The 15,514-nt window shown below is 67.5% G+C and carries 12 protein-coding genes; 10 read left to right on the plus strand and 2 right to left on the minus strand.

Annotation, left to right across the window (positions count from 1 at the left end; all coding sequences use genetic code 11):
• Positions 1–8: 8 nt before the first annotated feature.
• A complete protein-coding gene (locus SOM61_RS08730) occupies positions 9–962 on the minus strand; it encodes a diguanylate cyclase domain-containing protein (protein ID WP_320473716.1) in 954 nt (317 codons plus the stop codon).
• Complete coding sequence (locus SOM61_RS08735) at positions 959–5,059, minus strand: response regulator (protein WP_320473717.1); 4,101 nt, start codon at positions 5,057–5,059, stop codon at positions 959–961. Before SOM61_RS08735 ends, SOM61_RS08730 begins: the two co-directional genes overlap by 4 nt.
• Positions 5,060–5,360: 301 nt before the next feature.
• Here SOM61_RS08735 and SOM61_RS08740 point away from each other — a divergent pair, with 301 nt between their 5' ends.
• From SOM61_RS08740 to SOM61_RS08785, 10 genes are all read left to right on the plus strand, one after another.
• Complete coding sequence (locus SOM61_RS08740; protein ID WP_320473718.1) at positions 5,361–7,064, plus strand: GspE/PulE family protein; 1,704 nt, start codon at positions 5,361–5,363, stop codon at positions 7,062–7,064.
• A gap of 11 nt (positions 7,065–7,075) precedes the next feature.
• The gene (locus SOM61_RS08745; RefSeq protein WP_320473719.1) at positions 7,076–8,308 is read left to right on the plus strand and encodes a type II secretion system F family protein; all 1,233 of its coding nucleotides are present in this window, start codon (positions 7,076–7,078) and stop codon (positions 8,306–8,308) included.
• A gap of 198 nt (positions 8,309–8,506) precedes the next feature.
• Complete coding sequence (locus SOM61_RS08750; protein WP_320473720.1) at positions 8,507–8,968, plus strand: type II secretion system protein; 462 nt, start codon at positions 8,507–8,509, stop codon at positions 8,966–8,968.
• A gap of 213 nt (positions 8,969–9,181) precedes the next feature.
• Positions 9,182–10,114: a type IV pilus biogenesis protein PilM gene (gene pilM, locus SOM61_RS08755; protein WP_320473721.1), complete on the plus strand. Its 933-nt coding sequence runs from the start codon at positions 9,182–9,184 to the stop codon at positions 10,112–10,114.
• A complete protein-coding gene (locus SOM61_RS08760) occupies positions 10,111–10,758 on the plus strand; it encodes a hypothetical protein (protein ID WP_320473722.1) in 648 nt (215 codons plus the stop codon). Before pilM ends, SOM61_RS08760 begins: the two co-directional genes overlap by 4 nt.
• An 8-nt stretch (positions 10,759–10,766) precedes the next feature.
• The gene (gene gspM, locus SOM61_RS08765; RefSeq protein ID WP_320473723.1) at positions 10,767–11,435 is read left to right on the plus strand and encodes a type II secretion system protein GspM; all 669 of its coding nucleotides are present in this window, start codon (positions 10,767–10,769) and stop codon (positions 11,433–11,435) included.
• Complete coding sequence (locus SOM61_RS08770; RefSeq protein WP_320473724.1) at positions 11,420–11,779, plus strand: hypothetical protein; 360 nt, start codon at positions 11,420–11,422, stop codon at positions 11,777–11,779. The genes gspM and SOM61_RS08770 overlap by 16 nt, the downstream gene beginning before the upstream one ends.
• 14 nt (positions 11,780–11,793) lie before the next feature.
• On the plus strand, positions 11,794–13,602 hold the full coding sequence (mshL, locus tag SOM61_RS08775; RefSeq protein WP_320473725.1) for a pilus (MSHA type) biogenesis protein MshL: 1,809 nt from the start codon (positions 11,794–11,796) through the stop codon (positions 13,600–13,602).
• Entirely contained in the window at positions 13,602–14,492 is an 891-nt protein-coding gene (locus tag SOM61_RS08780) for an ExeA family protein (protein ID WP_320473726.1), read from the plus strand. Before mshL ends, SOM61_RS08780 begins: the two co-directional genes overlap by 1 nt.
• Entirely contained in the window at positions 14,489–15,505 is a 1,017-nt protein-coding gene (locus SOM61_RS08785; RefSeq protein ID WP_320473727.1) for a tetratricopeptide repeat protein, read from the plus strand. Before SOM61_RS08780 ends, SOM61_RS08785 begins: the two co-directional genes overlap by 4 nt.
• Positions 15,506–15,514 lie beyond the last annotated feature (9 nt).

Raw genomic sequence — 15,514 nt, forward strand, 5'->3', positions numbered from 1 at the left:
CACCGCCTTCATGAAACTTGGCCGCCAGCGTTGGCGAGCGCGCCCGCGCCGCCCATCCGGTATTGATTGCGGCCGCCCGCCTTGGCCTGGTAGAGCAGGGTGTCGGCGCTGGCCACCAGCACATTGGCCCCTTGCGCATCGCGCGGCACCAGGCTCGACAGTCCCAGGCTCATCGTGATGTGCGGCGCCGTGGGCGACGCCGCATGCGGCAGGCCGAGCTGGGCCAGTTCGGCCTGCAGGCGGTGCGTCACGCCTTCGGCTCCGGGCGCGTCGAGCTGGGGTAGCAGGATCGCGAATTCCTCGCCGCCATAGCGTGTGACCAGGTCGTGGGTGCGGCCGGCGCCGCGCCGCAGCGCCGCCGCCACCTGCACCAGGCAGGCGTCGCCGGCCTGGTGACCATAGTGGTCGTTATAGGCCTTGAAATGGTCGACGTCGGCCAGGATCAGCGCCACCGGCAGCCCGGCGCGCGCGCAGCGGCGCCATTCGGCTTCCAGCCGCTCGTCGAAGGCGCGGCGGTTGGCCACGCCCGTCAGCGGGTCGGTCAGGGTCAGTGCGCGCAGGGTGTCGGCCTGGCGCTTGACCGTCAGCTGGGTGCGCACGCGGGCGCGCACCACGGCCGCATTGACCGGCTTGGTGATGAAGTCGGCCGCGCCGGCGTCCAGCGCGCGGGTTTCATCTTCAGGCGTCTTGAGCGCGGTGACGAAGATGACCGGGATGTCGCGCGTTTCGGGGGCCGCGCGCAGGGCCGCGCACACGGCGTAGCCATCCATGCCCGGCATCATGGCGTCGACCAGGATCAGGTCCGGGTGCTGGGTGCGCGCCAGATCGAGCGCGCGGGCGCCGTCCAGCGCGAACAGCACTTCCTGCTCATCCTGCAGCGCCGCATGCAGGATCTGAATGTTTTCCATCGCATCGTCGACCACCAGGATGCGGCCATTGAGTGCCATCTCGGTCCAGCTCACGGGGTTCCCTTTCGCTTCATGAGGTCTGCCACCTGGCGCGCCGCCTCGTCGAAGCGCAGGGTGGCGACGGCGTCGGCCAGCGCGGTCGCGGCTGGCTGCCCGGCATCGAGCGCCAGGGCCTGCCGCATGGCCCCTTCGGCGGCGATCGCCCTCATATTGTTATTCTCCAGTAAGTGGAGCAGGCGCGCCAGTGTATCGTGCAGCGTGGCGCCCTCATCCATGCCGGGTAGGTCCTGGGCCGCTTTGTCCGTCGCTTCGTGGCCGGCAGGCGGCGCCAGTTCACGCGCGGTCGCGGCCACGGCGTCGAGCGCGCGCGCCAGGTCGGCCAGGCGCAGGCGCACGGTGCCGTCGTCGGCGTCGCGCAGCGCCTGTTCGAGCGCATGGGCCGCCCCGGCGGCCTCGGTGGCGCCGAGATTGGCGCTCACGCCGCGCAGCCGGTGCGCCAGCTGGCCGGCGGCGCCGCGCTCGCCGGCCTCGACATGGGCGCGCAGCTCGCCGAAGGTCTGCGCCTGGCCGTCGGCGTAGCGGATGAACAGCTCGCAGAAGCGCTCGACGCTGCCGGCGAAACGGGGCAGGGTCGATTTCAGGTCGATGCCGGGCAGGTGCGGCAGCGATGCGGGCAGCGCGGGCTCGGTCACGTCAGCGAGCGTGCCCGGCGTACGTTCGGCGACGCGCGACAAGGTCGCCACCAGCGCATCGACATCGATCGGCTTGGCCAGGTGGGCCTGCATGCCGGCGTCGAGGGAGCGCTGGCGGTCCTCGTCCATCGCATTCGCGGTCATGGCGACGATCGGCAGGTCCAGGCCGGCGGCGCGGATTGCGGCGGTCGCCTCGAAGCCGTTCATCACCGGCATCTGCAAGTCCATCAGCACCACGTCATAGGCGGCGTCTTCTTCCAGCATGCTCAGCGCGGCGCGGCCGTTGACGGCGATCTCGAAGTTGGCGCCGGCGTGGGCCAGGATGAAGCTGGCTACTTCCTGGTTGATCGGATTGTCCTCGACCACCAGCACGCGCAGGCCGCGCAGGGCGCCAGCCAGCGGCGCGCTCGGGGGCGCCGGATGCGGCGCGCCGGCGCTGCCCAGCAGCCGGTCCACGGCCGCGTCCAGGCTGGCGCGGGTAAAGGGTTTGCCCAGCACGGCCGCCACGCTCAAGTCGTCGGCCAGCTCGATGTAGCGCTCGGTGTCGGGATCGGGCGCCAGCAGGCAAAGGCGGGGCATCTGCACTTGCGCCGCGCGTACGGCCGAGATCAGCGGCACACCGTCGAGTCCCGGCATGGCTTGATCGACGAAGGCAAGGTCGTAGCGGCTGCCACGCAGGGCGTCCAGGGCGGCATCGCCATCGGGTACCGTTTCCACCCGCCAGCCGAAGGCGCTGCAGGCTGCGGCCAGGGCGCCGCGCGCGCTGGCATTGTCGTCGGCGACCAATACGCGCAAGGCGTCGTCGTCGAGGGCGGGCGCCTCGGGCGCGGCTTCCAGTACCGTGAACGACAGCTCGAAGCGGAACGTGGCGCCGGCGCCGGGCGCGCTGTCCAGGCGCAAGACGCCGCCGGCCAGCTCCACCAGCCGGCGCGCGATCGACAGGCCCAGGCCGGCGCCGCCATATTTGCGCACGGTCGAGCTGTCGGCCTGCGAGAACACTTCGAAGATCCCGGCCTGCACCCCGGGGGCGATGCCGATGCCGGTGTCGCGCACCTCGAATGCCAGGCGCACCTGGTCGTCGGCTGCGCCGCGCAGCGCGATCGACAGCACGATCTCGCCCCGGTCGGTGAACTTGACCGCGTTGCCGACCAGGTTGAGCAGCACCTGCTCGAGCCGGACCGGATCGCCTAGCAGCAGCGCCGGCAAGTGGGGATCGACCACGAACGCCAGTTCGACGCCCTTGCTCCAGGCGCCGGGGCCATGCAGCACCGCGATGCTGGCCAGGATGTCGTCGAGGCGCAGCGGGATGCGCTCCAGGGTCAGCTGGCCGGCCTCGATGCGCGAGAAGTCAAGCAGGTCGCTCAGCATGCCCAGCAGCGAGCGGGCGGCGGTGCGCATGCGCGCCACGTAGCCCCGTTCGCGCTGGCCCAGCTGGCCTTCCTCGAGCAGGCGCGCCAGACCGACGATGGCGTTCATCGGCGTGCGCAGCTCGTGGCTCATATTGGCCAGGAACTCGCTCTTGGCGCGGCTGGCCTGTTCGGCCAAGCGCAGCGCCGCCTCGAGCTGGACGCCGGTCGCGCGCAGCGCCGCCTCGGCCGCGACCCGGGTGCTGATGTCGCGGACCGTGGCCTGCATCATCCCGACGCCGCCGATGTCGACCCGGGTCAGCAGGATGTCGGCATGGAACACGCTGCCGTCGGCGCGCAGGTGCAGCCACTCGAAGGCGTCCCGGCCCTCGTCCAGCGTGCGCCGCATGTGCTCGATCGCCACCTCGTTGCTCGGACGGCCGTCGGCCTGCAGCAGCGGCGACAGGCTGGCCGGCGACTCATCGAGCAGGGCGGCCGGGGTGGCGAAGCCGAACAGGTCGGCCGCCGCCTGGTTGGCGCTGACGAAGCTGGCGCCGTAGGCCAGCAGCAGGTGGGCGTCGCCGGCGGCCTCGAACAGGGCGCGGAACATCTCCTGGTGGTCGCGCTCGCGTTGCTGCTGGCGCTTGCGCTCGGTGATGTCGAGCACCACCGCGTTCACGCCCATCAGCTTGTGGTCGGGTCCATACACCGGGAAGTAGCTCGAGATCCAGTGGCGCGCGCTGCCCGGTGCCGATGGGGCGTCGCCGGTGGCCTCGATCTCGACCAGCGGCCGGCCGCTGGCGATCACGCGCCGGTAGTTCGCTTCGAATTCCTCGCCGGCCGGTCCCAGCAGCTCGGGCAGGCTGCGGCCGGCATGGTCGCGCGCCGGACGGCCGTTGATGTCGGCCAGGTAGTCGTTGACCATGACCACCCGCATCTCGGTGTCCATGAAACACAGGCCGACGGGGATCGAGGCATACACGGTTTCCAGCTGCGCCTTGGAGCGCTCCAGCTCTTGCGTGCGCTCGGCCACCAGCGTCTCGAGGCCGCGCCGGTATTCCTGCAGCTCGGCGTCGACCTGGCGCAGCGCATGCGCCACCGTTTCCACCTCGCGAATGTCCGACTGCGGCAGGACCAGCGGCTCGCCGCGTCCCAGTTGCTCGGCAGGGCCGGCCAGGCCCTGCACGGCGCGCGCGATCGAGCCGCCCAGCGCCCATGCGAGAGTCAGGCTGATCGCCAGCAGGCCGGCGATCGCCGCCACCGTCTTGGGCATGGACTGCCCCAGCAGTTCGCCGGCCGCGTTGTACGGATAGCGGATCGTCACCACCCAGCCGTGTTCGGGCGAGCGCGCGAAGGCCGCGTAGCCCGGCGTGTCACTACTGCGCGGCAGTTCGACGGTGCCGGCGCCGCCCCGTGCCACGGCCGTGGCCAGGGCGGCTTCCATCGGTACGCCCAGGTGCTGGCTGCCATCGGCGCTGCGCGAGACGGTCAGCAGGTGGCGGTCGTAGACGCCGGCGATCCAGCCTTCCGGCAGGTGCTGGCTGTCGAGCAGCTCGGTCATGCGGCGCGGACGCAGGTGCACCGACAGCACGAAGCGCACCTCGCCCTCGTGCCAGATCGGCACTTCGACCGACAGCGCGTACTGGCCGCCGTCGTCCAGCCGGTGCAGTCCGGACGCCACGGTGTTGCCGGTCGCGGCCACGCGCCGGATGTCGTCCTCGTTGCCGGTGCGCGGCAGCTGCACGCCGATGGGATAGCGGGTATTAATCAATGGCATGCCGTTCGGCAGGCTCAATACGAACGCCTGGGCCGGGAAGTCGGGCCGCAGCAGGCTCTTGGCGACCTCGTGGATGGCGACCATATCGCCCCGGGCCATCATCGCCGTATTGGCCAGGACCCGGGCCGCAGTCTCGCCGCTTCCGATGTCGCGCTCGACCGCCGCCGCCAGCACCTCGGCCACGGTCTGGGCATCGCGCGCGACGTGGTCGCGTTCGCGCAGGGCTGCATCGCGCGCCAGGGCGACGTAGCCGACCAGGATCGGCAACGCGCATGCCAGCACCAGGATATAGAGCTTGGCGCGGATCGAGGGGAGCGAAAGACGGGCAAACGGCAAGGACGACTCCTGGTTTCAACACGGTAATGGACGCAGGCACCATGTTAGCTGCCCCCATCCATACCGCATAGCGGCGGGTTTAATTGCCGCTGTGCATCGTCTTCACTGTGCAACATGACAGACAGGCCATATTGTCCTTATGCAATGCCAGATAAGCGTTGGTCGATGCTGGATTGTTACCGTCAGGTGTGGGAGACGAGGCAAAACCGAGACAGAATCGCACGCCGGCATGATGCCAATAATCACTATTGTTCCGTCAGGCATTAAAATCCTCCTTGCAGGAATTAATCCAAGGGATGGTATGGCAAGGCCAGAGAAAGTCCGCCTCGGCGAAGTGCTGATGCAGCAGAAACTGTTGAGCGAAGAGCAACTCCAGCAGGCGCTCGCCGACCAGAAGCGCACTGGCCGCAAGCTTGGCCGGGTATTCGTCGAAAGCGGCTTCGTCACCGAAGACCAGATTTCGGGCGCGCTGGCGCGCCAGCTCGACATCCCTTACCTGAACCTGAAGTTCTACAACATCAACGCCGAGCTGGTGCGCTTGCTGCCGGAGACCGCGGCGCGGCGTTTCCGCGCTCTGGTGCTGGAAGACCGCAAGGAGACGATGCTGGTCGGTGTGTCCGACCCGACCGACCTGTTCGCCTATGACGAGATCGCGCGCCTGATCAAGAAGGGCGTGGAGCTGGCGGTGGTCAACGAGACCGAGGTGCTGGCGGCGATCGACCGCATCTATCGCCGCACCGGCGAGATCACGGGCCTGGCGCGCGAGGTCGAGGCCGACCTGGGCGACGCCTCGATCGACTTCGGCGCGCTGGCCGCCAATCCGGGGCTCGAAGAAGCGCCGATCGTCAAGCTGCTGCAATCGGTGTTCGACGACGCGGCCCAGGTGCGCGCCTCGGACATTCATATCGAGCCGCAGGAAGGGCGGCTGCAGATCCGCTTTCGCATCGACGGCGTGCTGCACCTGCAGACCGAGGCCGACCTGAAGGTCGCGACGCCGCTGGCGCTGCGCCTGAAATTGATGGCCGATCTCGACATCTCCGAGAAACGCCTGCCGCAGGACGGCCGCTTCGCGGTCAAGGTGCGCAACCAGCGCATCGACGTGCGTATCTCGACCATGCCGACCCAGTACGGCGAATCGGTGGTCATGCGTCTCTTGAACCAGGTCAGCGCCAACCTGCGGCTGGATGCGATCGGCATGCCGGCGCGCCTGGTCGAGCGCTTCCGCGCGATCGTCGCCCGGCCCAACGGCCTGGTGCTGGTTACCGGGCCGACCGGCAGCGGCAAGACCACCACCCTGTACAGCGCCTTGTCGGAACTGAACTCGGTCGAGAAAAAGCTCATCACGGTCGAGGACCCGGTGGAATACCGGCTGTCGGGCATCAACCAGGTGCAGGTCAACGACAAGATCGAGCTGTCGTTCGCACGCGTGCTGCGCTCGGCGCTGCGGCAAGACCCGGACATCGTGCTGGTCGGCGAGATGCGCGACCAGGAAACCGCCGCCATCGGCCTGCGCGCCGCGATGACGGGCCACCTGGTGCTGTCGACCCTGCACACCAACGATGCCGCCTCTACTCCGCTGCGTTTGATGGACATGGGCGTGCCGCGCTATATGGTGAGCGGTTCGCTGCAGGCGGTGCTGGCCCAGCGCCTGGTGCGCGTGATCTGCGAGAGCTGCAGCGTCGACTACCAGCCGGCCGCCAACGAGATCGACTGGCTGCGCGGTGAACTGGGTGAGCATGCCGCGACCACGCGCTTCTATCATGGCAAGGGCTGCTCGCACTGCAACGGCACCGGCTATCGGGGCCGCACCGGCGTCTATGAACTGCTGGAGATGACGCGCGCCGTCACCGACGCGGTCAATCATCCGGACCCGGGCCACTTCCTCAAGGTCGCCCACACCGAGATGCGCGGCGAGACCTTGCGCCGCCACGCGGTGAACCTGGCGGTGCAGGGACGCTCGACGATCGCCGAGGCGATGCGGGTCAGTAACCAGATGGACGACTGATTTAACAGCCCATGCCATATTTCGCCTACAAGGGCCGCAATGGACGCGGTGAGCCGGTACATGGCGTGCTCGAAGGCGCCGACAGCGGCGCCGTGGCCGATCAGCTGTTCGGCAGCGGCGTCACGCCGATCGAGATCACGGTCACGCGCAAGGCCGCGACCACCGGCGGCCTGGGATGGCGCGAGCGCCTGTTCGAGAAGAAGGTCACGTCGATGGACGTGCAGCTGTTCAGCCGCCAGATCCATACGCTGCTCAAGTCCGGCGTGCCGATCATGCGCGGCCTGGCCGGGCTGCAGGAGTCGGCGATCAGCAAATCGTTCGCGCGTGTGATCAAGGATTTGCGCGAGTCGCTCGACGCCGGGCGCGAATTATCCAGCGCGATGATGCGCCACCCGCAGTGCTTCTCGCCGTTCTACCTGTCGATGGTGAAAGTGGGCGAGATGACGGGACGGCTGGAAGAAGTCTTCCTGCGCCTGTTCGATCACCTGGAGTTCGACCGCGACATGCGCGAGCGGGTCAAGACGGCGCTGCGCTATCCAAGCTTCGTGGTGATCGCGATGGTCATCGCCATGGTGGTGGTCAACATCTTCGTCATCCCGCAGTTCGCTTCGGTGTTCAAGTCGTTCGGGTCCGAGTTGCCGCTGATGACGCGCATCCTGCTGGCGACGTCGGGCTTCACGGTCAAGTGGTGGCCGGCGCTGGCGGGTGTCGCGATCCTTGGCTGGTATGGGTTCGGGGCCTGGACCCGCACTGCGCAAGGGCGCTTGACCTGGGACCGCTACAAGCTGCGCCTGCCGATCGCCGGCAAGATCATCCACAAGGGCACGATGGCCCGCTTCGCGCGCAGCTTCGCGCTGTCGATGCGCAGCGGGGTGCCGATCGTGCATGCGCTGACCGTGGTCTCGCAGACCGCAGACAATGCCTACCTGAGTTCGCGCATCGAGCAGATGCGCGACGGCGTCGAGCGCGGCGAGAGCATCCTGCGCACCTCGACCGCGGCGGGGGTGTTTACGCCGATCGTGCTGCAGATGATCGCGGTGGGGGAAGAAACCGGGTCGATCGATGACCTGATGGACGAGATCGGGCAGATGTACGAGCGCGAGGTCGACTATGAGCTCAAGACCCTGTCGAGTCAGATCGAGCCGATCCTGATCACCTTCCTGGGCGCGATGGTGCTGGTCCTGGCGCTGGGAATCTTCATGCCGATGTGGGATTTGGGACAGGCGGCGCTGCATTCGAAATAGACTAAACGCCGTGAAAGTGTTGCGAAAAGAACGCACTCGTTTGACCAATCTTAATGTTTCAACAACGAAACATTGCTTTGTGGAGATCCTTTTGCCGTCCAGACATCAAAGTTGCATAATCTCACGGTAGAATTGTTCCACAGTGCAGCGCTCGACAGGACGACCACTCGTCCCCACCATCGTAACGGAGAAAGAAGAATGAAAACCAGTTTCAACAAGAAAGTACAGAGTGGTTTCACCCTGATCGAACTGATCGTGGTGATCGTCATCCTGGGGATCCTGGCCGCGACTGCGCTGCCGAAATTCGCAGGCCTCAGCGGCGATGCCCGCGCGGCTGCTGTCCAGGCGGCACGCGGCTCGCTGACATCGACCTCGGCCATGCTGCACGGCAAGTGGCTGATTAATAACGCCAACTCGATCACGGTCGAAGGCGGACACGTCGTGGCGATGGAGTCTGGTTATCCGACCGCTGCGACGATGGCGAAAGCGGCCGGCCTGGACGAAGACTTCACCACGAACTTTATCGGTAACAAGGGTCTGCGCGTTGTGCCAAAGAACCTGCCTGCGGGTCTCGCGGACACTTGCAACGTCATCTATACGGCTCCTGAGAGTGGCGGTGCCGCTGTGATTACGGTGGCGAATCCGCTCAAATGTGAATAACTGTCCGGGCACCAGAAAAGCGCTGCCCAGGCAGCGCTTTTTTATTGCGGCATCCTTGTGGATGACAAACTCCCTCCATCCTGATGTACGCATGCCACGCCGGAAGTGCTCGGCTGCTGGATTCGCGAGTTTTTGCGATTTTTCCGCGCGGCATTGTCTATAATTAAGAGAGTTCTGCCACCGGCAGCCGTCTCGACTACCTTAGCTGCCTGCATGCGCCTGTTTAACAGAGGAAAAAAGAAGGAAGGCTGGCTGTCCATTGCATTGCTGCGAGATGGGGTGGCGACTGTTACTGTCCACCGCGACGCGAATGCCAGGCCAGCCCTCGGCGCGATGCAGTTCTTCCTAGGCCACCCTGGTGACGACGCTTTGGACAAGGTGGCGCGCGACGGCCATGCCGCATCGCGCCACATTGTCACATTGCTGTCCGGCGGCGAATACCAGATCCTGAACGTCGAAGCGCCGAACGTGCCGCGCGAGGAAATGAAGACCGCCATCCGCTGGCGCCTGAAAGACATCCTCGATTTTCCGGCCGCGGAAGCGACCATCGACGTGCTCGACATCCCGCTCGACGCCAATTCGCGGGCGCAGCAATCGGTCTTCGCCGTCGCCGCCCGCAATACCGTAATCCAGCCGCGCCAGAAGCTGTTCCTCGACGCGAAAGTCGACCTGCACGCGATCGACATCCCCGAGATGGCGCAACGGAACGTATCGGCGATGCTCGAACCCGAAGGCCGCGGCGTCGCCATGCTGTCGTTCGGCGACGACGGCGGCCTGCTGACCGTGTCCTATCGCGGCGAGCTGTACCTGTCGCGCCGCTTCGACGTCACGCTGGCCCAGTTGCTGGAGCCGGATCACGAGCGCAAGCACCAGAGCTTCGACAAGATCACCCTCGAGCTGCAACGCTCGCTCGACCATTTCGAGCGCCAGTATTCCTTCATCAGCATCGCCAAGCTGGTGCTCGGACCGTCGCCCGTGAGCGGCCTGGACGAATACCTGTCGAGCAACCTCTATACGCCGGTCGAGACGCTCGACCTGGCCACGCTGTTCGACCTGTCGCGCACGCCCGAGCTGGCGGACAAGGCGCAGCAGCAGCGCTTCTTTCTCGCGATCGGCGCCGCGCTGCGCGAAGGCGAGGGCGCATGAAGCAACAGATCAACCTGTTCAATCCGGCCTTTCAGCCGCAGAAGCAGGTGCTGTCGAGCGCCACCATCGCGCTGGCCGTGGGCGTCGTGATCGTCGGCATCGCCATCCTTGCCGTGGCCGGCAAAATGGAAACCGCGGAACTGCAGCAGCAGGCAAGTAGCGGCGCCACCCAGCTCGAAAAGCGCCAGGCGCGCCTGGCCACGGCCAACCGCGAGTTCACGCCGCGCCAGAAGGACGCCACGCTGGACGCGCAGATCGCGCAAGCGGATATGCAACTGGCTGCGATGCGCCACATCTCCGGCGCGCTGTCGCGCGGAGAATTGGGCGACACCAGCGGCTTCGCCGGCTACTTCAAGGCGCTGGCGCGCCAGAGCGCGCAAGGACTGTGGCTGACCGGCGTGACGGTCGGCGCCGGCGGCGCGCAGATCGGCATCAAGGGCCGCACCGTCGATCCGGCCATGGTGCCGGGCTACCTGAACCGCCTGACCCACGAGCCGCTGATGCAGGGCAAATCCTTCGCCAGCCTGCAGATCGGCGAGGCCGCGCCGCTGCAGGTGCAGGACGCCGACGGCAAGCCGGCCACGCGCCCGGCGCCCTATATCGAATTCAGCCTGCAATCGGTCCCCGAGGAATCTCGTCCATGAGCGGGCAAATGAAAGAGCGGATCCTGACCCTGCGCGCGCGCATCGACGCGCTGTCGCTGCGCGAACGCGGCCTGGTATGCCTGGCGGCGTGCGCGCTGCTGGCCTTTGCCGGCCACGTGCTGGTGCTGGCGCCGATGGAAGCGGCCCAGGAGTCGCTGCGCAGCCAGATCGCGCAGCAGCGCACCGAGATGGCGGCGATCGACGAGGCCATCACGGGCCGCGTGCAGGCGTTCCAGCTCGACCCCGACGCCGCGGCGCGCACGCGCCTGAATGCGCTGCGCCAGGAAATGGGCCAGCTCGGCGACCAGCTGCTGGCCATCGAGCATGGCCTGCTGCCGCCCGAGCGCATGGGCCCACTGGTCGACGGCATCTTGCGCGCCAACGGGCGCCTGAAGCTGGTGTCGATGCGCACCTTGCCGGTCGAACCGCTGGCGGACAAGCAGGCGCCCGCGCCAACGTCCGCACCGGCCGCCGCGCCATTACTGTACCGCCACGGCATCGAAGTCTCGGTGCGCGGCAACTATCTCGACATGGTCGACTACATGAGCGCACTCGATGCGATGCCGACCCGGATGTTCTGGGGCCGTGCCCAGCTCGACGTGGAGGAGTATCCCGCCGCGCGCCTGACGCTCACCCTGCATACCCTGAGCCTGGACCGACAATGGATGAAGCTGTGAAGAACCTGTTCCTGACTGCGCTGGCGTGCCTGGCGCTGGCCCAACCCGCCGCCGCGCAAGCGCTGCTCGACCCCACCCGTCCTCCGCCGGGCATGGACCGGATCGCCCCTGAACTGGCCGCCGCCGACGATGCGCCGCGTTTGCAGTCGGTGCTGATCGCGCGCCATGCGGGCGGCCGCCATGTGGCCGTGATCGACGGCGAGACGGTGCGCCTGGGCGAGACCTTCAAGGGCGCGCGCGTGGCGCGCGTCAGCGCCAACGAGGTCGTGCTGGTGCGCGGCGCCGAACGCCAGGTGCTGCGCATGGACGCGCCGCTGCCGGGCATGACGCCGGCCGCCAAATGACGAGGCAATCCAATATGACCAAGTTTTTCGCGACTCCCTGCGTGCTGGCTGCGACGCTGTTGCTGGCCGCTTGCCAGAGCGCTCCGCCGAACGCCACCTACGACGCCATCGCCCAGGAGATGGCCAAGGCCAGCAGCCAGCCGGCGCCGCGACCGGCGGTCGACGATGCGGTGGCCAATGCGCTGCTGCCGCCGGCAGCGACCCTGGCCAGCCAGCTGCCGAAGGCGCGGCCGGCGCTCGAGGAGCGCTTCAACGTCGCCTTCAACAACGTGCCCGCGCAGCAGTTTTTCCGCTCGATCGTGGCCGGCACCCGCTACAACATGCTGGTGCACCCGGACGTCAGCGGCAATATCAGCGCCAACCTGAAGGACGTGACCCTGGTCGAAACGCTCGAAGCGGTGCGCGATATGTACGGCTACGATTACAGGATCGATGGCGCGCGCATCAGTATTCGCCCGCTGACCATGCAGACCCGCATGTTCCAGGTGAACTACCTGACCGCCAGCCGGAGCGGGATGTCGAACACGCGCGTGTCCTCGACCTCGGTCGCCGATGCCGGCAACAATGGTAATAACGGCGGTAACAACGGCGGCGGCAACAGCGGTGGCATGGGGCAGGGCTTCGGCAACCAGGACGGGCAGAACGGCCAGAACGGCAACAACCAGAACGGCCAGCGCCAGCTCAACAGCACCGACGTCCAGACCCGCTCCGACAACGACTTCTGGAAAGACCTGAAGGAATCGATTATTGCCATCGTCGGCACGCTCGAGGGCGGGCGCAGCGTGGTGGTGAGCCCGCAGTCCGGCGTGCTGGTGATCCGCGCCATGCCCGACGAATTGCGCAACGTCGACGCCTACCTGAAGGCGACCCAGCTCTCGGTGGACCGTCAGGTGATCCTGGAAGCGAAGATCCTCGAGGTGGAGCTCTCCGACAGCTTCCAGAGCGGCATCAACTGGGCCTCGTTCGCCTCGTTCCGCGGCGGCACCGCCAACCGCGTCTCGAGCGGCATGATCTCGCCCGGCGCGAACCTGGCGCCGCTGCCATACAACGGCGGCCAGCCGGCCGTGATCAACAACGGCTCGGGCCTGGCGGCCAGCACCGGCTTTTCGCTGTCGAACGCGGCCAGCGCGGCCGGCTCGCTGTTCGGCTTCGCGTTCCAGACCAATAACTTCGCGGCTTTGATCACGTTCCTGGAGTCGCAGGGCAGCGTGCACGTGCTGTCCAGCCCCCGCATCGCGGCGATCAACAACCAGAAGGCCGTGCTCAAGATCGGCACCGACGAATTCTTCGTCACCGGCATCACCAACAACATCAACACCAGCAACAGCAGCACCATCGTCAGCCCGAGCGTGACGGTGCAGCCGTTCTTCTCGGGCGTGGTGCTGGACGTGACGCCGCAGATCGACGACAAGGGCAACATCCTGCTGCACGTGCACCCTTCGGTGAGCCAGGTCACGACCGTCAACAAGGACGTCGACCTGGGCTCGGGCGGCACGCTGCGCCTGCCATTGGCGGCGTCGAGCACATCGGAGCTCGACAGCATCGTGCGCGGCCGCGACGGCCAGGTGGTCGCGATCGGCGGCCTGATGCGCCAGGCCTCGAGCGGCGACACCGACCAGCTGCCGGGCGCCGACAAGATCCCGCTGCTGGGCAATCTGTTCCGCAACAAGGCCCGCATGAGCCAGAAGCGCGAGCTGGTGGTGCTGATCAAGCCGACCATCGTCGAAGGGGCGAGCGACTGGAGCCAGGACATGCTCGACGCCAGCCGCCGCATCGAACAGCTCGATCCGCGCAGCCGCGGCCGTACCCTGGGCGCGGACTGATGTACGCGACGCACTTCGGCCTGCGCGAGCTGCCGTTCGGGATCACGCCCGACACCAGCTTCTTCTTCGGCAGCCCGCGCTCGCAGGAAGCGCTGAACACGCTGCTGGTGGCGACCCGCGGCGGCGAAGGCTTCATCAAGATCACGGGTGAAGTCGGCACCGGCAAGACGCTGTTGTGCCGCAAGTTCATGGCCACGCTGGGCGAGGGCTTCGTCACCGCCTACATCCCGAATCCCTACCTGGAGCCGCGCACTCTGATGCTGGCGCTGGCCGACGAACTGGCCATCCCCCTCGAGCGCGACGTTGATCAGCACCAGTTGCTCAAGGCGATCAACCTGCGCCTGCTCGAGCTGGCCGGCCAGGACTTGCGCGTGGTGCTGTGCCTCGACGAGGCGCAGGCGATTCCCGTCGAGAGCCTGGAGGCGCTGCGCCTCTTGACCAATCTCGAGACCGAGAAGAGGAAGCTCCTGCAGATCGTCCTGTTCGGCCAGCCGGAACTGAATCGCAAGCTCGAACTCGATGCGATCCGCCAGCTGGCCCAGCGCATCACCTTTCATTATCACCTCGGCCCGCTGAGCCGCGATGACCTCGATGTCTACGTGGCGCACCGCTTGCGCGTGGCCGGCTTCGACGGCGCGCGCCTGTTCACGGGCGCGGCGATCCGCGGCCTGTATAAAGCCAGCGGCGGCGTGCCGCGCCTGGTCAACATCATGGCGCACAAGGCGCTGATGCTCAGCTACGGACAGGGCAAGCAGCAGGTGGCCGGCAGCCACGTGGCCATCGCCGCGCGCGATACGGTGGGCGTGACGCGCACGATCTGGACCTGGCTGCTAGGGGGCGCCGTCGTCGCCGGCGCGGCGGGCGGCCTGGCCTGGGCGTTCGCGCTATGAGCTTGATTAACAAGATGCTGCAAGACCTCGATGCGCGCGCCGGCCAGCCCGGCGCCACGCCGCTGCCGGCCGACGTGCGCTTGCCGCCGGCGCCTGAGCCGCGGGGACAGTGGATGCGTGGCGCGCTGGCGGGTGGGGCGGTGATCGCCGTCGCCGCGGCCGGCGTGATCGGCTGGCGGATGGTGGGCGAACAGCCCGTGCCCGTGCCCGTGGCGGCTGTCGCTGCTGCGCCTGCCGCACCTGCCGCCTCCGCGCCCAAGGCGGTGCTGGTCGAGATGCCGGCGGCCGCGCCGGTGCAGGTGATCGATGTCGCTCCACCGGCGCCGATCGTGCCCGCACCGGAACCGGAACCCGAGCCGGCGCCGCCACCGTCGAAGCCAGCGCCCGCGCCGCGCAAGCCGGCGCCACCCAAGCCGGCGCCGGCAGTGCAAGGCCGGGTCGAGACCTCGCCGCAGCGTGCAGAGAATGCCTATCGCCGCGCGCTGCTGGTGCTGGAAGACGGACGCGTGACCGAGGCCATCGCGACCCTGCAGGCCGGATTGCGGATCGATCCGAAGCATGAGCCGTCGCGCCAGACGCTGGTGGGACTGCTGATCGAAGCGGGACGGACCGACGACGCGATGCGCCAGTTGCAGGCCGCGCTGGTGCTCGATGCCCGTCAACCGTCGATGGCGATGCTGCTGGCACGCCTGCAGCTGGAGCGGGGCGGTCCCGCGCTCGACACCCTGATGCGCACCCTGCCGCATGCGGCCGGCAATGGCGAATACCACGCCTTCCTGGCCGGCGTGCTGCAGCGCGAAGGTCGTCATCGCGAAGCGGCCGAGCACTACCAGGCCGCGCTGCGCACTGCGCCGGGCAATGGCGTGTGGTGGATGGGCCTGGGCATTTCGCTGCAGGCCGAGAAGCGCGATCCCGACGCGGTGGCGGCGTTCTGGCAGGCCCTTGGCAGCGGGACGCTGTCGCCCGAGCTGGCCGCCTTCGTCGAGCGCCGCCTGGGACAGCTCGAACGATAATCGAGTCCC

Source organism: Massilia sp. CFBP9012, assembly GCF_034045115.1.
Lineage (GTDB): Bacteria > Pseudomonadota > Gammaproteobacteria > Burkholderiales > Burkholderiaceae_D > Telluria.